The sequence below is a fragment of the uncultured Prevotella sp. genome (assembly GCF_946407605.1).
Lineage (GTDB): Bacteria > Bacteroidota > Bacteroidia > Bacteroidales > Bacteroidaceae > Prevotella.
This window is the reverse complement of record NZ_CAMJOS010000004.1, coordinates 49,382-70,602: the sequence shown is the minus strand read 5'-3', so window position 1 is coordinate 70,602 and position 21,221 is coordinate 49,382. Positions and strand designations below refer to the sequence as shown.

Annotated in this window: 13 protein-coding genes and 1 pseudogene; 13 read left to right on the top strand and 1 reads right to left on the bottom strand. The window is 51.2% G+C overall.

Annotation, left to right across the window (positions count from 1 at the left end):
* The first annotated feature begins 25 nt into the window (after nucleotides 1-25).
* Genes Q0R57_RS03175 through Q0R57_RS03150 form a run of 6 tightly spaced genes read left to right on the top strand, consistent with a single transcriptional unit; the run spans nucleotide 26 to nucleotide 7,890 of the window.
* Nucleotides 26-1,213 (top strand): esterase, encoded by a 1,188-nt coding sequence (locus tag Q0R57_RS03175; RefSeq protein ID WP_294743831.1) that lies wholly within the window; start codon nucleotides 26-28, stop codon nucleotides 1,211-1,213.
* Nucleotides 1,214-1,245: 32 nt separating this feature from the next.
* Nucleotides 1,246-3,714 (top strand): cellulase N-terminal Ig-like domain-containing protein, encoded by a 2,469-nt coding sequence (locus Q0R57_RS03170; RefSeq protein WP_294743829.1) that lies wholly within the window; start codon nucleotides 1,246-1,248, stop codon nucleotides 3,712-3,714.
* Between the two features lie 17 nt (nucleotides 3,715-3,731).
* Entirely contained in the window at nucleotides 3,732-4,757 is a 1,026-nt protein-coding gene (locus Q0R57_RS03165) for a HAMP domain-containing protein (RefSeq protein WP_294743828.1), read from the top strand.
* Nucleotides 4,754-6,292, top strand: a complete 1,539-nt coding sequence (locus tag Q0R57_RS03160) for a hybrid sensor histidine kinase/response regulator (RefSeq protein WP_294743825.1) — start codon at nucleotides 4,754-4,756, stop codon at nucleotides 6,290-6,292. Before Q0R57_RS03165 ends, Q0R57_RS03160 begins: the two co-directional genes overlap by 4 nt.
* Nucleotides 6,293-6,305: 13 nt before the next feature.
* On the top strand, nucleotides 6,306-6,911 hold the full coding sequence (locus Q0R57_RS03155; protein WP_294743822.1) for a nitroreductase family protein: 606 nt from the start codon (nucleotides 6,306-6,308) through the stop codon (nucleotides 6,909-6,911).
* A gap of 10 nt (nucleotides 6,912-6,921) precedes the next feature.
* On the top strand, nucleotides 6,922-7,890 hold the full coding sequence (locus Q0R57_RS03150) for a Gfo/Idh/MocA family oxidoreductase (RefSeq protein ID WP_294743821.1): 969 nt from the start codon (nucleotides 6,922-6,924) through the stop codon (nucleotides 7,888-7,890).
* Nucleotides 7,891-7,914: 24 nt separating this feature from the next.
* Here Q0R57_RS03150 and Q0R57_RS03145 read toward each other — a convergent pair whose 3' ends face one another.
* A complete protein-coding gene (locus Q0R57_RS03145; protein WP_294743819.1) occupies nucleotides 7,915-8,691 on the bottom strand; it encodes a hypothetical protein in 777 nt (258 codons plus the stop codon).
* 128 nt (nucleotides 8,692-8,819) lie between these two features.
* On the opposite strand from Q0R57_RS03145, the gene Q0R57_RS03140 reads away from it, so the two are divergent.
* From Q0R57_RS03140 to Q0R57_RS03110, 7 genes and pseudogenes are all read left to right on the top strand, one after another.
* Entirely contained in the window at nucleotides 8,820-10,979 is a 2,160-nt protein-coding gene (locus Q0R57_RS03140; protein WP_294744007.1) for a glycoside hydrolase 43 family protein, read from the top strand.
* 249 nt (nucleotides 10,980-11,228) lie between these two features.
* Nucleotides 11,229-11,513: pseudogene (locus Q0R57_RS03135) on the top strand (cellulase N-terminal Ig-like domain-containing protein); the annotation flags it as partial.
* Nucleotides 11,508-13,871: a glycoside hydrolase family 9 protein gene (locus Q0R57_RS03130; protein WP_294744005.1), complete on the top strand. Its 2,364-nt coding sequence runs from the start codon at nucleotides 11,508-11,510 to the stop codon at nucleotides 13,869-13,871. The pseudogene Q0R57_RS03135 and the gene Q0R57_RS03130, both read left to right, overlap by 6 nt.
* Nucleotides 13,872-14,901: 1,030 nt before the next feature.
* Nucleotides 14,902-15,963 carry a glycoside hydrolase family 43 protein gene (locus Q0R57_RS03125; RefSeq protein WP_294744003.1) on the top strand — a complete coding sequence of 354 codons (1,062 nt, stop codon included), beginning with the start codon at nucleotides 14,902-14,904 and terminating at the stop codon, nucleotides 15,961-15,963.
* Nucleotides 15,964-15,975: 12 nt separating this feature from the next.
* Nucleotides 15,976-17,190, top strand: coding sequence for an iron-containing alcohol dehydrogenase (locus Q0R57_RS03120; protein ID WP_294743817.1), 1,215 nt, complete (start codon nucleotides 15,976-15,978; stop codon nucleotides 17,188-17,190).
* Nucleotides 17,187-18,518, top strand: a complete 1,332-nt coding sequence (locus Q0R57_RS03115) for an MATE family efflux transporter (RefSeq protein ID WP_294743815.1) — start codon at nucleotides 17,187-17,189, stop codon at nucleotides 18,516-18,518. Before Q0R57_RS03120 ends, Q0R57_RS03115 begins: the two co-directional genes overlap by 4 nt.
* 97 nt (nucleotides 18,519-18,615) lie before the next feature.
* Nucleotides 18,616-21,201 carry a glycoside hydrolase family 3 C-terminal domain-containing protein gene (locus tag Q0R57_RS03110; protein ID WP_294743813.1) on the top strand — a complete coding sequence of 862 codons (2,586 nt, stop codon included), beginning with the start codon at nucleotides 18,616-18,618 and terminating at the stop codon, nucleotides 21,199-21,201.
* Nucleotides 21,202-21,221: the final 20 nt, after the last annotated feature.

The window sequence follows — 21,221 nt, the reverse complement described above, 5'->3', positions numbered from 1 at the left end:
AACAAGACAAATAAACCAATAACGTATGAAAAAGATTCTTTTAATGATGATGATGGGCCTGATGGCAATGAGCAGCTACGGCCAGCAAGCATTGGGACAGCGCCCCAGAGTAAAGTCGCCCGTTATCAATGCTGATGGCACTGTGACCTTTAACTTTTACGACCCATTGGCTACGAGGGTCAGTGTTAATGGCGATTTTGAGGAGATTCGCAACAAACGTCTCGACATGACTAAGCAAGACAATGGCGTGTGGACAGTGACTACGGATGTGCTCAATCCTGAGCTCTATTCCTATAGCCTGAGTGTTGACGGTCAGCGTATCGTCGATCCCTCGAACAGTTATGTGAACCGAGATATCTCTACCTTGAGCAACATTTTTATCGTGACAAAGTCGGCTGACGATAAAGGTCATCTTTATTCGGTGAACGATGTGCCTCATGGCACCATGAGCCGAGTGTGGTACGACAGTCCCACTTTGGGGCAACAGCGTCGTATGACCATCTATCTGCCGCCGACCTATGACGGTAAGCAGCGCTTCCCCGTGATGTATCTGCTCCATGGTCATGGTGGTGACGAGACCGCCTGGGGGGACCTTGGTCGCACATGGCAGATTATGGATAACCTTATTGCCGAGGGTAAGTGCGTGCCGATGATTGTAGTGATGCCAAATGGTAACCCAACATGTAACGCTGCACCAGGCTGGTGGCACGAAGGTATGTACACCCCCGATGGCAATGCGTTTAACCAGCGTGGTGCCAAGGCAACAATGGAGGAGAGCTTCATGGATATCGTCAACTTTGTGGATAGTCACTATCAGACCATCGCCAAGCGCTCGGGGCGTGCTGTGACAGGTCTTTCGATGGGTGGCGGCCACACCTTTGGCATCTCGCGACTCTACCCAGAGACATTTGATTATTATGGTCTGCAGTCAGCAGCTACGCGTATGGCCTTCGGTGGTTCACTCAACGGACAGCAAAGCAATGACGACCAGGCTAAGTTCGATGCTCAGATGAAACGTCTCTTCGACTCGAAGCCTAAGCTCTATTGGATTGCAATTGGTAAGGAAGATTTCCTTATGCAGATGAATACCGACCTGCGCAAGTACCTTGATGGCCACAAATATCCCTATGAGTATTATGAGAACGATGGTGGTCATATCTGGCGCAACTGGCGCATCTATCTGTCAATGTTCGCACAGAAGATATTCAAATAGCATAGTATACACAATAACTAAAGACATAGACAATGAGACGAGTATTCATCCTTTTTACGGGTTTGATGGCTTCTGCCTCACTCTGTGCACAGGATCTGAAACTCAACGACCTGGAGTATTTCGAACGTCAGGGTGTGAACGTGCTGGTGTTCAGCAATAGTTTCAATGGTGGATTCAACGATGAGAAAAATTCTGGTATCGAGATTATTCATCATGGTGTGCGTACTGTACAGGGTGGTGCCGTCCGTCTGAACAACACACCGGAACAGTGGGATCTTGTGCCTAAGATGACAAATCGGAAAGTGGACAAAGCCAATGGTAGCATCGAGGTAACGATGCGTTACGATGATTACGACTTTGAGAGTAGGGCTGTGGTGACAGCTAAGGGCAAGGCTGTCGAGATTGCTGTTTATTTGGACAAGCCCGTGCCAGAGAAACTCGTCGGCGAGGCAGGATTTAATATTGAGTTCCTACCATCGCAGTACTGGCTCAAGACATTTATCATGGACGGACGTCTGAACCGCTTCCCCCGTTATGCTACCAGTCAGACCATCACACGGCCTAATAGTGAGAAACCACGACAATTCAAGGGTTTTAAGACTTATGATGATCGTGGTACAGACCGCTTTGTCGACCCTCTGCCGTTAGAGACTGGACATAGTCTCACGATTGCAACTGACGACCCTGAGCGTCTGATAAGCATCAATAGCGATGACGCAGAGTTGAAACTATATGATGGACGTATGCTGGCTCAGAACGGTTGGTTTGTGCTCCGTAGCGTCCTGCCCGCAGAAAAGACAGGTAAGGTGGTGACATGGACTGTAGAACCCCATGCTATCCCTAACTGGATACGTCAGCCAAATATCGGATTCTCCCAGATTGGCTATACCCCCGAACAACCTAAGGTGGCTGTCATTGAGCTCGACAAGAACGATAAACCGCAGGCCACAGCTACGCTTATGCGTATCAAGCAGGATGGTACCACTGAACAGGCTTTCCAAGGTGCCATCAACAACTGGGGACCCTATTATAAATACAATTATGTGAAGTTTGACTTCTCCTCCGTCCGCCAACCAGGTGTTTACTATATACAGTATGGTCAGACAAAGACCAACGACTTCCTCATTGACGAGCATGTCTACGACAAGATTACCGATGCGACAACAGATGTCTGGGTGCCCATTCATATGAATCACATGTATGTGACAGAAGGCTATCGTACATGGCACGGTGAACCTTTCAAGGAAGGTTATCTTCAGGCGCCCGAGAGCGATCACTTCGACCTGCATAGGCAAGGCGCACAGACTGATACGAAATATAAGCCTTATGAACTTATTCCTGGTTTAAATATTGGTGGTTATTTCGATGCGGGCGACTTCGATATAGAGACAGGCTCGAATATCAACGTGGTGCAGAACTTTATCCGAACATGGGAGTTGTTCCACCCGCAGCGCGACGAGACCTTTGTCAGTGAACAGCAACGTTATGTGGAACTTCACCGTCCTGACGGTGTACCCGATGTGTTACAGTTCATAGAACATGGTGTGTTGAACCTTGTGGCACAGGCTGAGCAGATAGGTCATATGGCTTCTACGCTCTCCAACTCCGTGCTCGATAATTATCACCATCTGGGTGATGCAGCCTCGATTACTGACGGTTTGCACTATGACCCTTCTTTGAAACCCTATGAGGTGAGTGCTGATGGTAAATCCAGTGGCACCCCTGATGATATGTGGGCATTTACAACTCGCAATCCGAGTCTTGACCTTCAGGCGGCAGGAGTGTTCACTTCGGCTGCCCGTGTGCTTCGCGGCTACAATGATGAGCTGGCCGACAGAGCACAAAAGCAGGCAGACCGTCTGCGAAAGGAAGCCCAAGAACTGATGAAGCAGCGTCGTCGTCCACGCGACAGACAGGCAGAGGCAGACAATGACTGGCTGACAGGTACTGGCGATGGCAACTACCGTAACGTGGCACGTAACCTCCAAACCATGCTCGACAGTATCCCAATGAAGGGTAATGACTACAAACAAAAACTGCGACCTGCCGTCCAGCAATATGCCGAATATATCAAGAGCTTCGACACGCAGAATCCTTACGGCGTACCTATCGGCTTAGGAAACTGGGCGGGTGTCAATGCTGTGTTGAACTTTGGCGTTACGGTCAACTATGCACACATCTACTTCCCCGACATCATCTCGAAAGACGAGGTGTACCGAGTGGCTAACTGGCTCTATGGTTGCCATCCTTACCACAACTACTCATTCGTTGCTGTCGTTGGGGCCACACGTCCTAAGCAGGTGTTCTATGGCAACAACCGTGCAGATTTCTCTGCCATACCGGGTAATGTGGCTCCAGGATTGCTCTTTCGTAAGCCTGACCATTTCGAAAACTACGATGACTGGCCATTCCTTTGGGGACAGAATGAGGGCACTATCGCTGGCAACACACAGTACGTCATCTTTGGTTCCTCACTTAAGAATATCGTAGGGGCAAAATAACTTTTACTCTTTTATATATGACAATACTCCATAAAATACGTACTTCGTTTTCCACACAGCTCTCGCTGTGGGTGGCGGGCTTCGTGTTGGCCATCTCAAGCTTGGTCATCGCACTCCTCACCATCTTCTCGGAGGATGTCATACACGATGAAACCATTGATGCAACAATCCAAGCTCTCGAAAACACAGCACTACGTATTGACAACTCGCTGCGACAGACGGAGATGATGGCACGGCTCGAGAACCAGCAATTACGAATCAATCGTAGTCGCATTGAAAAGCTCATCGAAGAGTCTGGATCGCTGGCCATGTTGCAAAATTCGCTTCCTAATGTTCAACTCTATGTTATACGTTGCGACAGCAGCCAGTTCGATGCCTATATCACTGGTGGCACTGGCGGGTATCGACAGGTGATGTCCGATAATCAGGATATTTATATCTTCACACAGCCTCTGGGCAATCGTGTATATAGCCTTGCAGCGGTGTGTCCCGCGCAGGATATCTATGGAAAATACGCACGAATGCAGTGGATCCTATTGTCCTGGAGCATTGTCACCATTATCGTGCTGCTCTATATTCTCTATATAGTCATCGCACGACATTTGCGACCTCTACATAGGCTGGCTGATGCCGCACAGACCATCGCCCAGGGTAATCTAGATACCCCGATACCAGATACTCACCATCGCGACGAGACTGGACGACTACAGAACAGCTTGTCGAGGATGCAGCAGGCCTTGAAAGCCTATATGACTGAGATGAAACGCAAACAGGCCAAGTTGAACCGTCAGCACGCACAGTTGCAAGCTACCTATGACGAGGCTGAGGCATACGAGAAGAAAAAGGCAAACTTCCTCCGCAATATGACCCAACGTATGGCCCCACATGTAGATGATCTCCGTCAGACTACTGATACCTTATGTCGCGATTATCCTCAGCTCTCTAAAACAGACATGGACTCCCTGCAAACCGACATCATGCAGGGTAGTGAGTCTATCATCCAACTGCTCGACCAACTCATACAAGACCCCGCTGGCTCATGAAACGATTCTTCAACAACATCAAACAGCGCATCATTCCCACTAATGCGCTTACCCGTAGCCTTTCATTACGCCTCGGACTGATTATTGTCATTATCGTCACCGTGGTCTTCTCTCTCCTTTTCGGCTATCTCTTCTTTCGTTGTAAACGATATATCCAGAATGCAGCGTTCGAACGGGCCACACAGCTACTCGACAATACTGCTGAGCATATCAACGGCATCATGGACGAAACGGAGCTTGTTACCAACTTCATGGCCACCACTACACCACAACATCTACATCCCGACTCGCTCCTCGTCTTCACACATCGCACCGTCCAGCAGAATGCTTTCCTCACGGGTTTTGCCATCTCCATGGAACCTTATTATTTCCCAGAAATGGGCCGCTACTTTTCTGCCTACTCCCTCCGCCATCGTCCCTCTGACGCCCTTGATTCTTTATCCTTGACTAATGCTCCCTTACCAGATAGCATTACCACCGTACGTGAGGGGCCCTTCGAATACTTCGATGCCGTGTGGTATAAAACACCACGCATACTCGGCAAGTCCTGTTGGATTGATGCTTTCGATGACTACAACGAAGGCACACTTTCCTCACCTGATATCATGACATCTTACTGCTGTCCTATGCGCGATGCCGATGGACGCTATATCGGTTCTATCACAGCCAGCCTTACGCTCAAATGGCTATCACAGGTCATCACTGACTTGAAGCCCTATCCTAACTCCTCGGCTATCATGATTGGACGTGACGGCACTTATCTTGTACATCCCGACACCGCTAAACTCTTCCGAGAGAGTATCTTCAGCGATGCAGCACCAGAGGCAAAACGCGACATCGAAGCTATGGGAAGCAAAATGCTTGCAGGTCATAGTGGCATGACAGAAACCATTGTCGACGGGCAGCCAGCATTCATCTTCTATCGGCCTATGCTCCGTACTGGATGGAGCATCGCCATCGTCTGTCCTGTCAGCGATGTCTTTGCACGTTATAACCGACTGCTTACTGCCGTCTGGATTTTCATCATCCTCGGACTTGCACTCCTTATGCTTTTCTGCTATCAGACTGTACGCCGTGCAGTACAGCCACTACGACAACTCGATGAACAGGCAAAACGCATTGCTGAAGGACATTTCGACGAGCCTCTCCCACAGAGCCAACGCAGCGACAGTGTAGGACGACTGCAAAATAGCTTTATTCAGATGCAGCAGTCACTGGCACAAACAGTCAGCGACATCCAACAGGCTAACCAAGAGCTCGAACAACATAACCACGAACTCGCTGCTGCCACTCAGCTCAAAGTCGAGACCAATCAACGAAAAACCGCATTCATCCAGGATATGTATCACGAAATACGTACTCCTCTCAATATCATCTGTGGCTTTGCACAAGTCCTCTCTGCAAGCCTGCACGGACTCCCAGAAGAAGAGGTTAGCGATATTACTGCACGCATGAAAGAGAGTGCTAACGACATCAGCCGTTTGACTTGCCAACTCGGTGAAATGACTACTGATAATCCAAAAGATAAAGAATAAATAACTGAAGACAATGAAAAGAATCATCACATTCGCTGTTCTCGCAGTACTGATGGTGCTGCCCAGCTATTCGCAAACAAGTCCTTCACCGTCGTTCGACGAAGTATTAACCACTCGACGTAGTATTCGTAACTACGATGCAACAAAGAAGATTACCGAGGCCGAGGTGCGCCAATTGATGGAGGCCGTCCAGGAGGCTCCCTCATGGGCTAATCAGCAACCGTCGAAATACTATGTCGCCATCTCGCCCGAGAAAGTCGCTGCTGTACAGGATATGGTGGGTGGCAATAAGGACCGTATCAAGAATGCACCAGTACTCATCGTCTCAACCTTCGAACGGGGCAAGTCTGGCTTCTTCAGCGGAAAACCCACCAATGAAGTAGGCGACGGTTGGGGTGCCTATGACAACGGCCTGTCTAACTGCTACTTGATTCTAAAAGCTCGTGCTATGGGCTTCGATACCCTCATTATGGGTATGCGTGAGGCTGACAAGTTGCGCCAGTTGTTCTCTATCCCTGAAGGCGAGACCATCATGGCAGTCATCGCTCTTGGCTATCGTGCTGCTAATCCTGTGCAACCCCGCCATCGGCCGCTTGATGATATAGTGAAATTCTATTAAGTGCAAGATAATGAAAGTAGGAATCATCGGAACGGGGTGGATTGCTGAAAAGGCAGCCATTACCCTTGGTGGGCTGGATCAATGTGAGGCCTATGCTGTGGGCTCTCGTACTTTAGCAACGGCTGAGGCTTTCGCTAAGAAGTGGAATATCCCTCGCGCATACGGCTCATACAGCGAACTGATAGCCGATTCCAATGTGGACCTGGTGTATGTCGGTACGCCTCATTCGCATCATTATGATGTCACCAAAGATGCAATAATGGCAGGCAAGCCCTGTCTTGTTGAAAAGGCTTTTATGGCCAACGTTCGACAGACGAGGGAGATAATCAGTTTGGCGCATGAGAAGAATGTTTTCTTGGCAGAAGCAATCTGGACTCGCTACCAGCCTGTGGTACAAATGGTACGTGACTTTATTAATAGTGGACGTATTGGAAATCCTCGACTTGTAACTGCTACCCTCGGCTATTCGATGGGAGAAAAGCCCCGCATTATGCAACCCGACCTTTGTGGTGGCGCTCTGCTTGACCTTGGTGTCTATGCCTTAAACTTTGTGCGTATGTTCTTTCCTGCCGACATCGTTAGTATTGATGGCACGTGTGTGAAATCAGCAACAGGTATGGATATTACCAATGCGATGACTATCCTCCTTGCTGATGGCGTGCTCTGCAATTTGCAGTCGAGTGCTTCCTGTGTAGGTGATAACATTGGCGTCATAGCGGGTACTGAAGGCAATCTTATCATTGATAATATCAACAATCCGCAGACTATCACCGTCAATGGCCCCGATAGGACCTACGTAGAGACCATCCGAGTTCCTCAGCAGATTACTGGCTACGAGTATCAATTCCTTGCCTGTCGCCAAGCCCTCATTGACGGACTCCTCGAGCCTCGTGAGATGTCGCATGCCGAAACTCTCTACATCATGCAACTCATGGATGACCTGCGACGCAAATGGGACGTTCGCTATCCTATGGACTAAAATAACTAAGATACCTATTCTATTTTAATGTACATCGATGCCATCGAAATACAATTCGGAGATGACGGTATCATCACAGCCTGAGCCGGGATAAACCTCGAGAATCTCGAACTTCAGCGTCCAGTCGGGCTTTGTATCGTCATGATAGCCGAGGGTGCCCACATCGAAAATCTGCAAAGTGCGGCTGTCCTGCAAGTGGAGGACAGCATAGGGTTGGTCGTTATAGTACATGCGCAGCTTCTTCACTCGTGAGTTGGTTTTCCAAGCCTTCTCGCTTTTCACGTGACCATTCAGGATCTTTACCGCCGTGATGCGAGGACATTTTCCCTCAAAGGTGTAGGTCAGGCTCTCGCCAATGCCTTTGCCCTTTGTGGCCCAGACACTCTCGTGACTGAAGTCGTGGGCATTCTCGCCTTTATAGTCAAACGAGCCTACGTGCTGCAGACAACTCGATGCCGTGACGCTCTTCACCTCGCCGCCGCAATACCAGCTGCAACGTCCGCTGTACATATCTTCGAAAATAGTAAGGTCGCCGTACTTATTTAAGTTCTGAGACTCATCGCCCTCGTCAAGCAATTCTCCACACTTCTCCCATTCTGCCAAAGTAATCTTCGGCATGGTGATGATGCTTATGGGCTCAAGGATTCTCTCTTCGTTCTCAACGCTTGCCTCCTGCTGTTCATTCTTTGACTCGCTGAGTGTCTGAGGCTGTTCTTCATTGACAGACTCGCTGCGTTTTTGGGGCTGCTGACCACAGCTTACCAGCAACAGCACGAATAAATATAATACGGTTCTTTTCATAATCGATAACTTTTATTACTGTGGCTGCAAAGATAATAAAATTCCACGAAACTTGTATCGGTTTCACCATTTTTTATTATCTTTGCAGACGAAAACTAAATCTAACCCCTTTTTGTACTATTGCAATGATGAAGAAAATGTTGTTTCTGGCCTGCTGCCTCTTATCTTTCACAGTCGTTAATGTCAACGCACAGTCAACGTCGTGGACTGCCGACAACGGTAACGGCACGTTTACCAATCCTCTGTTCTATGACGAGTTCTCTGACCCTGACATCATCCGTGTAGGTGATGACTATTACCTCGCTGGCACGACGATGCACGCTGTACCCGGACTTGTCATCCTCCATTCAAAGGACTTGGTGAACTGGGAGTTTGCCTCCTACTGCTTCGACCGTTTCGATTTCCCTGAGGATAAGTTTGCGCTGAAGAATCATCAGGAAATCTACGGACAGGGCATCTGGGCTCCTTGTATCCGTTATGCCAACGGCCAGTTCTATGTTTTCTCAAATATCAATGGTAAAGGGTTGCAATGCTATACAGCGAAGGACATCAAGGGGCCGTGGACACACCATAATATGCAGGGTAACATCTACGACTTGGGTGTGCTGTTCGATGACGATGGTAAAATCTATGCCATCCATAGGTACGGTGAGGTGCATTGTACTGAGCTGAAACCCGACATGAGTGGCCCCGTTGAGGGTAGCGACCGCGTCATCATTCCTGAGGGCAACGGCATAGGTGAGGGTCACCACATGTATAAGATTGATGGTATGTACTATCTCATATCTACTGACTACTCGCCCAACGGTCGTACACTCTGCTCACGTTCTAAAAGTATCTGGGGACCTTATGAGACACGGGTCATCCAGGCCGACGAAACCTATGGCTACCACGGTGTAGGACGCACTTCTGTACCTCGTGGCACGAAATACCGCATTGGCGAGGACGGCACGAAATTTGGCGTTAATGCTGCTAGCCCCGATGCCACAGGCTGCGATAATGCCCATCAGGGTGGTATCGTACAGGCTAAGGACGGCTCTTGGTGGGCTCTCTTCATGCAGGACTTCCATTCTATTGGTCGCACCGTCTGCCTGATGCCCATGACTTGGGAGGATGGCTGGCCGATGGTGGGACTTAAGGGCAATCTGGGTCGTGCTCCCCGTACCTGGTTCAAGCCTGACACTAAGCTGGGATGTTATGGAATAGGAGAGGAGCCGCAGCCTATGTGTGCTCCCTATGACCGCAGCGATGATTTCAATGGAAAAACGCTGAAGCCCATTTGGCAATGGAACCATAATCCAGAGGAGAAGCTGTGGTGCCTGAAGGGTGGTAAGCTACGCATTCAGGCACAGCCTGCAGAACAACTGATGTGGGCTCGTAATACGCTGACCCAGCGCGTCATCGGCCCTAAGTCGACAACTACCGTTGAACTCTATACAAAGGGCATGAAAGATGGCGATGTCTGTGGCTTAGGCAATATCAATGTTCCCTGCTCGTGGATAGGCTTAGTGAAGGAAGGTAATGCCCTCTCATTACGTTCTTTTGAACAGATGACTAATGATACCGTCCTCGTGTCAACTGGTTTTGCCAGCGATAAAATATGGCTCCGTTGCATCGGTGACTATGACAACAACCAGATGCAGTATGCCTACTCCACAGATGGTGTTAACTTCCAGACCCTTGGTCGCATAATGCCGCTGACTTATCAGCTCATCAGTTTCCAGGGGTCGCGCCACGCTCTATTCGCTTTTAATGTGAAAGGTAAGCAGGGCGGCTATGCCGAGTTCGATAACTTTACCGTTGACGAGCCTTGTGCTGATCGTAGCAAGAATATTCCCTACGGCAAGACCATCCGCATCATCAACAAGGCGACGGGTCGACCTGCCATTGCCCTGAAGCACGGTATGCTACACGATACTCATGCTGGCGATAAGAGCGAGTTGACGCAATTCAAGGTCATTGACCGCGGACAGGGTTTGGTAGCTCTGCAATGTGCCGACGGCCGCTATGTGAAGGTCTATGGCGACGGACTGCCTGGCGATGTGCGCTTCACCACTGACAAACTTGTAGGCGGAGAAAAGCTGGCTACTACCGATGACATCAACTCTACAACATTCCTGTGGCAGGACTATCTGGACCACGACTTCATGCTTCTGTCGCTGAAGAACCACAAGTACCTGGGCAAGAGTCCTACCACGGGCAGTCCCTACTCATGGGATTTTGTAGGCCCTGACCCTGCTCGCCGCAATGGTTCTGTGCTTATGTGGGAAGAAGTCATGAAGGAGTAATCATCCGTCTTGTACAGGGTATTTTATGGAGATGCCTTCCAAGGGTGAAAGAGATAGGCTCCAAGGGTGAAAGGAATGGCACTTTTCAATGAAAGGAATCATTCCTTTAGGGGTGAAAGTCCTATCTCTATAAGTGAAAGAGATTATCTGAATGAATAATAGTTAATTCTTGCTCCAATATAGCGGTTTTTCGAAATAATTTAGTATTTTTGCAAACGAATAACTAAATGACTTGACAAACCTTGGACAATGAAGAGATTATCGATTTGTGTCGCATTGTTTTTTGCCTGTCTCACCATCTGTGCACAGGCAAGTGAGCTTATACGTCGTAATCAGGTGGGCTGCTATCCGCAGCAAGAGAAAGTGATTGTTGTAGAGGGTAAGAACCCTGGCAACAAGGTGCGAGTGACAATGCCCGACGGCAAGACGATAAAGGCAAAGACGGTGCGTAAGGCCGTGTCGTCGCTGTCCCAGAAGACGCGCTATGTAGTCACCCTTGACGGGCTGACGACGCCAGGCGACTATCGTGTGAGTCTTGGCGATGAGTCGTGTGTGCTTCATGTCAGTAATCGTCCTTATCGTGATATAGCGAAGGCTTCGCTGCGTTTGTTCTATCTCATTCGTTCGGGTGTAGCTATCGATGATGCTGTCTATAGCCGTCCGTTGGGTCATCCCGATATCCGTGTGCAGGTCCATAATTCTGCCGCTTCGCCGCTGAGGCCCGCAGGAACTGTTATCAACTCTCCCTATGGCTGGTATGACGCTGGCGACTATAATAAATATGTGGTGAACTCGGCCTTTAGCATCGGCCTGATGTTTGCAGCCTATGAGCAACTTACCTATTATTTCGCACAGCTCAAGACCGACATCCCAGAGAGCAATAATGTCACGCCCGATATCTTGGACGAGATGATGTTCAACCTGAAGTGGTTCCTCACCATGCAGGACCCCTACGACGGTGGTGTATATCATAAGTTGACAACACCCAATTTCGAAGGATTTGTGATGCCAACGGACTGTAAGCAGCAACGCTATGTGGTGGCAAAAAGCACAACGGCTACTCTCGACTTCGCAGCCGTGATGGCCGATGCCGCATGCCTCTTCGAACCCTATCAGAGAGACTATCCCGGTTTCTCCGCTCAAGCTGCAGCAATGGCCGAGCGGGCCTATCAATGGGCGAAGGAGCATCCCAGGAGTTTCTATATGCAGAACACCTTGAAAGATCCTGCCGTCACCACTGGCACCTATGGCGACTTTAACGCTAACGACGAGTTCTTCTGGGCTGCCACAGCCCTTTGGCGCCTGACGGGTAAACGGGTCTATCTCGACGATGCTAAGCAGTATCAGCCCAAGCAGTTCACCACACCCTCGTGGGGCAACGTAGCCTCGCTGGGAGCTTTTGAATGTCTGGCTGACGCCAATAATCCCTTGCGAGAGACGATGCTCCAACAGTTGACGACCTATTGTGATGAGGCTGTGAAAGACGTCGAGACATCCAGTTTCCAGTCGCCCTATGGCAACAGTCCGCGCGACTTCGGTTGGGGTTGCCTAGCCGAACATTGCTGCTGTCAGGCCCTAGCCCTTCTCTATGCTGACAAGATGATGGGCACAGAGAAGTATCGTCGCTACGCTCTGCAGAATGCCGACTATCTGCTGGGGCGCAACGCCACAGGCTATTGCTATGTGACTGGCTTTGGCGACAAGTCACCCATGCACCCCCACCACCGTCCGTCGGCTGCCGATGCCATCGAGGCTCCCTTCCCAGGCATGCTTGTGGGCGGTCCGAACCCAGGACAGCAGGACAAGCGTGAGTTGAAGACTGCCGTTTATCCTTCGAATGTGCCTGATGAGTCGTATCTCGATGATACCGATTCCTATGCCTCCAACGAGATTGCCATCAACTGGAACGCATCGCTTGTGGCCTTCCTCTGCTGGCTCGATGCACAGGCTGAACCTGTCCAGCAGCGTGCCATGCGTGTCAGGCAAAACGTGCCGTTGGACTCGATACGACTGAGCGATCCAGCTATTCTTGCCGACCAAAAAACAAAGATGTACTATATGACGGGCACGGGTGGCATGATGTGGCGCTCTAGCGACCTGAAGCTGTGGGAGGGCCCTCATCGTGTGACATCCTTTTCTAACAACTCGTGGATGGGACCGCGTCCTATGATATGGGCCGCAGAGTTGCACCAAACAGGCGATGGCTGGTATTACTACTTCGCCACGTTCACCAATCAGGCGGTGAAGATTGATACTGTTCGCGGCAATGTCATCGAGCGAAGGGCATCGCAGGTGCTTCGTGCCGACAACCCCATGGGCCCCTATCGTGCCTTTGGCGATGACACCTATCTGCCTGCCAATCGTCCTACACTTGACGGCACCTACTGGAAAGACCGCGACGGGAAACCCTATATGGTTTTCTGTGGCGAATGGCTGCAGAACTGGAACGGCACCATTGAGAAGATAGAGCTCAAACCCGACCTCAGCGGCACAGTAGGCGAACCAAAGGTGCTTTTCCGAGCCAGCGACTCACCCTGGAGTCGGGAACGAAATGACCAGGGGGAGATTACCTGGAATAAGGTCACCGACGGACCCTATCTCTTCCGAACTGGCACAGGACGGCTGGGTATGGTCTGGACCTCTTGGGTCTTCGACGTCTATACCCAGGGCGTAGCTTATAGCGAGAGCGGAACACTCGACGGTCCTTGGATTCAAGAACCCCAGCCCATCACTCCTCCAGGCTATGGTCACTCGATGCTCTTCCAACGCTTCGACGGCCAATGGATGATGTCCGTACATCATCACTCCAAGGATGCCCTTGGCCGTACCGTCCGCATCCCCCATCTCTTCGAGGTGGACCTGAACGGCGATAAACTGATTATAAAACAATAACGATACAATGAAACGAACCTTTTTACTGATTCTTGTCGCTTTCATCACACTTTCTGCGACGGCAAAACCCAAGCGTGCCCTCACCGAAAAGGATATGGGTGCCTACCTCTTCACCTATTTCAGCGATCCCACCCACGGACTGTTTATGGCCATCAGCTACGACGGCTATACGTTTACGGCAGTGAACAACGCCGAGCCGATTATTTCGGGCGACTCGATAGCCGAGCAGCACGGCATACGCGATCCGCATATCTATCGTGCGCCGAACGGCAAGTTCTATATTGCTATGACGGACCTTCACATCTTCGGCAAGCAGAAAGGTATCCGTACTACGCAATGGGAGCGTCCTGAAGCGTATGGATGGGGCAACAACCGCGGACTGGTCCTGATGGCCTCTGACGACCTGATTCACTGGACGCACCATGTGGCTCGTATTGACAAGCTCTTCCCGAAAACATTTGGAGAGATAGGATGTGCTTGGGCGCCTCAGACCATCTGGGACCCCGAGGTGGGAAAGCCTATGGTCTATTTCACTATCCGTCAGCAGGCAGGCGGTCGCACCAAACTCTATTACAGCTATGCCGACGAGGCTTTTACTACTCTGGAGACTGAACCCCAGTTGCTTTTCGAGTATCCTGATACCACCATTCAAGTACTCGATGCAGATATCTGTCTGATGCCAGACGGTCGCTACTTCATGACCTATGTGTCACAGGAAAATCCTGGCGGCATCAAGTATATGATTAGCGACAAGATTAATCACTTCGACGACTACCACGCTGAGCAAATAGACACAGAGCGCTCGGGCTGCGAGGCTCCCAACGTATGGAAGCGCATTGGCGAGAACAAATGGGTCATCATGTACGACATCTATAGCGTCCAGCCCAACAACTTCGGCTTTGTGGAGACCTCTGACTTCAAAACCTTCACACCGCTGGGCCGCTTTGGCGAGGGAAAGATGAAGATGACTAACTTCGTGTCGCCCAAGCACGGCTCAGTGATTCATATCACCAAGGCTGAGGCAAAACGATTGGAGCAGTATTGGAATGAACAGCAGCAGAAGAAACAGGCCATCCGTTCTGGTGAACTGTGGTACGATGACGGCGGACGCCACATCAATGCCCACGGTGGAGGCATCATGAAATACGAAGACACCTATTATTGGTTTGGCGAACATAAGGACGACCGCACCAGCGATGCGATGGTAGGTGTGATGTGCTACGCCTCGAAGGATTTGATGAACTGGCGCAACTGCGGCGTGGCGCTGAGTGTGACAGAGCCCGCACCAGGACAAGGCAATGGACGTAATGCCAGGAGACGCGGAGCAACAACTGACTCTGACATCGAGCGAGGCTGCATCTTGGAGCGTCCAAAGGTCATCTATAATCCTGTGACCAAGAAATTCTGCATGTGGTTCCACTTAGAACTGAAGGGTCAGGGTTATAATGCCGCCCGCTATGGTGTGGCTGTGGCCGACAGACCTGAAGGCCCATATAAGTTCCTCTATTCCTCAAGAGCCAATGCCGGCACATGGCCTATAGAAGGTTCGCCCATGAATTTCGATGAGTATCTGAAGCGCGACTACGGTACTGGTCAGATGGCGCGCGACATGACCCTCTTCGTTGATGATGATGGTAAGGCCTATCATATCTTCTCGTCAGAGGAGAACTTCACGTTGCATATCGCAGAACTGACAGGCGACTACCTACACCATACAGGTCGATATACCCGTGTGGCTCCTGGTGGACAGAATGAGGCGCCTGCCATCTTCAAGCACGACGGTACCTACTGGATGATTACCTCTGGCTGCACAGGCTGGGCACCCAATGAGGCTCGTATGTTCTCCGCTCCCAGCATCTGGGGCCCTTGGACGCAGCACCCCAATCCTTGCCGTGGTCCGCTTGCTGAGAAAACCTTCAATGGTCAGTCCACGTTTGTATTGCCCGTTAACGGTCAATACATCTTCATGGCCGATATCTGGCGGCCTAACCATCCTCGCGATGCCCGCTATATCTGGCTGCCCATCGAGTTTGAAGACGGTAAGCCTGTGGTGCGCTGGCGTGACGAGTGGGAAATAGGAAAAACTAACTAAACAATATTAACTATGAAGGATTTTAATTTCTATGCACCCACAGAGGTGGTATTTGGTGAACAGAGTGAAGAGCAGGTAGCTGCTTTGGTAAAGAAATATGGTGGCACGAAGGTGCTGGTACATTATGGTGGACAGAGTGCCATCAAGTCAGGCCTGCTCGACAAGATTTGCGGTCTGCTTGACGAGGGTGGTGTTGCTTACGTCAAGCTTGGCGGCGTGGTGCCCAATCCCCGTCTGTCGTTGGCACAGGAGGGCATTGCGCTTTGCCGCAAGGAAGGTATCGACTTTATCCTTGCCGTGGGTGGCGGTAGCGTCATCGACTCGGCCAAGTGTATTGCCTATGGTGTGCCTTTGGACGGCAATGTGTGGGATGTCTATCTTGGCAAGGTAAAACCAGAGAAGATGTTGCCCGTTGCTGCTGTGCTGACCATTCCTGCCGCTGGTAGTGAGATGAGTGAGTCGAGTGTTATCACCAATGAGGATGGCGACGTGAAGCTGGGCTACTCTAACAATCTCTCTCGTCCCAAGTTCGCCATCATGAACCCCAAGCGCACCATGACGCTGCCTGCTTATCAGACCGCTGCTGGTGTGACCGATATGATGATGCACACGATGGAGCGCTACTTTACGCTCGACGGTGATATGGACTTCACTACCGATATGGCTGAGGCTATGCTGCGCAGCATTAAGAACGCAGTCTTCGCTGTGCTGAAGAATCCTCAAGATTATCGCTATCGTGCCCAGATTATGTGGGGCGGCTCGCTGATGCACAACGGCTTGACTGGCTGTGGTGTTGATGAAGACTGGGCCACCCACCAGATAGAGCACGAGCTCAGCGGCATGTTCGATGTGACTCATGGTGCTGGTCTTGCTGCCATCTGGCCCAGTTGGGCGCGCTACGTATTAGCTGACCGCACCGATGGTGAGGCCATCCATGCTCAGCGTCTGAGTCGCTTTGTACGTTTCGCCGTCAACGTGCTGGATGTGCCCAACGACTTCACCGACCCCGAGGCCACAGCTTTGAAGGGTATCGAGGCTATGGAGCGCTTCTATCATGCCATCGGCATGCCCATCAATATCAAGGAACTCATTGGCAAGGACGTCACCGATGCTGAAATCAAGGAGATGACTCGCAAGTGCAGCCGCGACTATAAAGCGACCTGTGGCGGATTCAAGGTGTTAAAGGCTGAAGACATCGAGGCCATCTATAGGCTGGCTCGCGGATGACCCTGAAACGCCAGCTGAAGGTTCTCACCATCCCGGTGTTCATCGAGATGGCCCTCGTCATGATGCTGGGGGCTGTCGATACGGTGATGCTGAGCCGCTATAGCGACAATAGTGTGGCGGCGGTGGGACTAGACAATCAACTCATCTCGCTTGTTTTCCTTGTCTATCAGTTCTTCTCGATGGGTGCTGCCATCCTTTGTGCGCAGTACATCGGAGCAGGACTGAGGAAACGACTTATTCAGGTGGTAGGCATGGCGCTGACCGTCAACCTCGTGTTAGGATTGGCGGTCAGTGCTCTGCTGTTCTTCTATGCCGAAGGACTGCTACAACTCATGGGTTTGCGCCCAGAACTGATGGGCGATGGTCTTGTCTATCTTCGTCTGACGGGAGCGTTGTCGTTCTTCCAGGCGCTGTCGCTTACGTTCTCTGCCTCGCTGCGAAGTGCCGACAAGGTGGTCTATCCTATGGTGGTGACAGGCATTGTCAACGTACTCAACATCATTGGTAACTATGCCTTGATCTTTGGTCATTGGGGCTGTCCGCAGCTGGGCGTCGAGGGAGCAGCTATTGCCACTGCCACCAGTCGTGCCATCGCTATGGTGCTGTTGGCCATCATTCATTTCAGGAAACATATTCCCAAGTTTCCGCTGCACTACTTCCGTCCAATGCCTTGGCAGGAACTGCGCAACCTCTTTTATATAGGCATTCCCGCCATGAGCGAGAATATCAGCTATTGCCTCTCGCAGGTAGTCATCACCTTTTTTATCAATCAGATTAGCAACGAGGCGCTGGCGGCGAGGACGTATTGTCACAATGTAATCATGTTTGTCTATCTGTTCTGTTTAAGCATTACGCAGGGTGGCGACATCCTCGTAGGACACCTTGTGGGACAGCAGCGACATCAGGCGGCTTACGTCTTGGGCAACTATTTCTTCCGCTGGTCGATGATAATCACCATTAGCGGTTCCATCCTGCTTGCGCTGACGGGCGAAAGCATTCTCACTGCCTTTACCGATAATGCGGAGATCATAGAGATGGGCGTTTGGGTGCTGGTGGTCGATATCTTTCTCGAAGTGGGACGAACGGCCAATATCTTTGCCGGCAGTACGCTAAGGGCGACGGGCGATACTGTCTATCCCTTCGTCGTTGGTGTCATATTCCAGTGGAGCGTCGCCGTGGGCGTGAGCTATGTTATCGGCATCCCGTTAGGCCTCGGTCTTGTAGGCATGTGGGTGGGCTTTGCTCTCGACGAGAATATCCGTGGTGTCATCCTCGTTCGCCGCTGGCGGTCAGGCAAATGGCGCTCAAAAGGTTTTGTGAAGGGCTGACAGACCTCAATAAAAGTTAATAATAGCAGCTCTTTGGTAATTATCTCGGTAATAAATCGTAACTTTGCAACAGAAAGGACTTAACTCATTTATTAAGATGAAACGACAAATTACATTGATGTTTTTATTGGCTGTCATGCTGCCGCTCTCGGCTCAGACATTGCCTTATCAGAATCCGCAGCTCACAGCCGAGCAGCGTGCCGATGATTTGTTGAAGCGCTTGACGCTGGAAGAGAAAGTCAGGCTAATGATGGACACCTCGCCTGCCATCGACCGTTTGCAGATACCGCAGTTCCAATGGTGGAACGAAGCCCTTCATGGTGTGGGTCGCAATGGTTATGCCACCGTGTTCCCCATTACGATGGCAATGGCTGCTTCGTGGGATGATGCCTTGTTGCATCAGGTCTTCACGGCAGTCAGCGATGAGGCTCGCGTAAAGGCGCAGCAGGCTAAGCAGTCAGGAAACATCCGCCGCTATCAGAGTCTGTCGTTCTGGACACCCAATATCAACATCTTCCGCGACCCGCGTTGGGGTAGAGGACAGGAGACCTATGGCGAAGACCCCTTCCTGACGTCGAAGATGGGTCTTGCTGTGGTGCGTGGCCTGCAAGGCTACAGCTACGATGGTAAGCCGCTGAGCAACTATAAGAAGCTGCTGGCCTGTGCCAAGCACTTTGCCGTGCATAGCGGACCAGAATGGAACCGCCATACCTTCGATGTAGAGAACCTGCCCGAGCGCGACCTCTGGGAGACCTATCTGCCAGCCTTCAAGGCTTTGGTGCAGCAGGGCGAGGTGGCCGAGGTGATGTGTGCCTATCAGCGCATCGACGGTCAGCCTTGTTGCAGTCAGACCCGCTACGAACAGCAGATACTTCGCGAAGAATGGGGCTTCAAGGGCTTGATAACCAGCGACTGTGGTGCCATTCGCGACTTCCTGCCTCGTTGGCACAATACCGCTAAGGACAGTCCAGAGGCTTCTGCTCAGGCTGTGCTGGCAGGTACCGATGTGGAGTGTGGTTCAGAGTATCGTCATTTGCCCGAGGCTGTGCAGCGTGGTGATATCAAGGAGTCTGACCTCGACCGCTCTCTGCGCCGACTTCTTATTGCCCGTATGGAAGTGGGCGATTTCGATAGTGATGAGCGTGTTTCGTGGACCAAGATTCCGTCATCGTCAGTAGCCTCGAAAGAACACAAGCAGCTGGCCCTCGATATGGCCCGCAAGAGCATTGTGTTGCTGAAGAATAATGGCGTGCTGCCTATTGGGGGGACAACGCCGAAGGTTTTGGTGATGGGACCTAATGCGAATGACTCCGTGATGCAATGGGGCAACTATGCAGGCTATCCTACTAAGACCGTAACCGCCCTTGAGGGCATCCGCCAGCAGCTGGGCAATGTGCCCTATTTGCTGGGCTGTGGTCTGACTCGCAACGAGAGTATTGAGAGCCGCTTTGGCGAGCTGAAAGCTCCGTTGGGCAATGCTGGCATGCAGGCTGTTTACTATAACAATACCGATATGACGGGAACACCTGTTACCACCGTCACTTTGACCGAGCCTGTGAAGCTAAGCAATGGTGGCAATACCGTCTTTGCTCCTGGTGTGAATCTCGAGAACTTCTCTGCCCGTCTCGACGCTACGCTCATTCCCACGCGTGACGAAACCCTTATCTTCACCATTGGCGGCGACGATAAGATTCGCCTGCTGGTTAATGGCGACACCATCGTCAACCTGTGGCAGGCCCGTCAGCGTATTCAGAACGCCCAAAAGGAAATTACCGTGAAGGCAGGCGAGCACTATCGCGTACAGATAGATTATGTGCAGGAGACAGGCTATGGTGCCCTGAACTTCGATATCCAGCATAAGGCTGTACCCACGCCTCAGGAGTTGCTGGCACAGGTGGGCGATGCAGAGACCATTGTCTTCATAGGAGGTATCTCACCCCGTTTGGAGGGTGAGGAGATGCGCGTCAGCGAGCCAGGCTTCCGTGGTGGCGACCGCACCAGTATTGAGTTGCCGCAGGCCCAGCGCGACGTGCTGCATTGGTTGCACGAGGCAGGCAAGAAGGTGGTGTTTGTCAACTGCTCTGGTGGCGCTGTGGCGTTGACACCCGAACTGGAGACCTGCGACGCTATCCTGCAATGGTGGTATGACGGCGAACAGGGCGGTTTGGCCTTGGCCGACGTGCTCACAGGCCGCTATAACCCCAGCGGCAAGTTGCCTGTGACCTTCTACCGCAGCACCGACGACCTGCCCGATTTCCTTGATTACACCATGAAGAATCGCACCTACCGCTACTTCACTGGCGAGCCCTTGTTCCCCTTTGGCTACGGCCTGAGCTACACCACATTCTCGTTCTCGAAGCCCAGCGTCAAGGTGAATGGCGATAACGTCACCCTTACCCTTACGGTGAAGAATACAGGCAGCGTGGATGGCATAGAGACCGCACAGGTTTATTATCGTCGCACAGCTGATAAGGAAGGTCCGCAAAAGACCCTCTGCGCCTACCAGCAGGTGAGTCTCAAGGCAGGTGAGAGTCGAACCGTGAGCATTTCTCTGCCCAAGAAACAGTTGGAGAGCTGGGATGCACAAAGCAATACCATGCGTTTCCAGCGAGGAGAGTATTTGTTTATGGTAGGCCCTTCGAGTGCTGACAACGTTCTTGAGAAAGTAGTGACGACATTGTAAGGAGAAAACGCGCAATGCGT

Excerpts from the sequence above, each read along its gene's own strand:
- Q0R57_RS03150 (WP_294743821.1), top strand. The coding sequence starts at position 6,922 with ATGAAAGTAGGAATCATCGGAACGGGGTGGATTGCTGAAAAGGCAGCC.
- Q0R57_RS03175 (WP_294743831.1), top strand. The coding sequence starts at position 26 with ATGAAAAAGATTCTTTTAATGATGATGATGGGCCTGATGGCAATGAGC.
- Q0R57_RS03170 (WP_294743829.1), top strand. The coding sequence starts at position 1,246 with ATGAGACGAGTATTCATCCTTTTTACGGGTTTGATGGCTTCTGCCTCA.
- Q0R57_RS03120 (WP_294743817.1), top strand. The coding sequence starts at position 15,976 with ATGAAGGATTTTAATTTCTATGCACCCACAGAGGTGGTATTTGGTGAA.
- Q0R57_RS03110 (WP_294743813.1), top strand. The coding sequence starts at position 18,616 with ATGAAACGACAAATTACATTGATGTTTTTATTGGCTGTCATGCTGCCG.
- Q0R57_RS03115 (WP_294743815.1), top strand. The coding sequence starts at position 17,187 with ATGACCCTGAAACGCCAGCTGAAGGTTCTCACCATCCCGGTGTTCATC.
- Q0R57_RS03140 (WP_294744007.1), top strand. The coding sequence starts at position 8,820 with ATGAAGAAAATGTTGTTTCTGGCCTGCTGCCTCTTATCTTTCACAGTC.
- Q0R57_RS03155 (WP_294743822.1), top strand. The coding sequence starts at position 6,306 with ATGAAAAGAATCATCACATTCGCTGTTCTCGCAGTACTGATGGTGCTG.
- Q0R57_RS03160 (WP_294743825.1), top strand. The coding sequence starts at position 4,754 with ATGAAACGATTCTTCAACAACATCAAACAGCGCATCATTCCCACTAAT.
- Q0R57_RS03165 (WP_294743828.1), top strand. The coding sequence starts at position 3,732 with ATGACAATACTCCATAAAATACGTACTTCGTTTTCCACACAGCTCTCG.
- Q0R57_RS03145 (WP_294743819.1), bottom strand. The coding sequence starts at position 8,691 with ATGAAAAGAACCGTATTATATTTATTCGTGCTGTTGCTGGTAAGCTGT.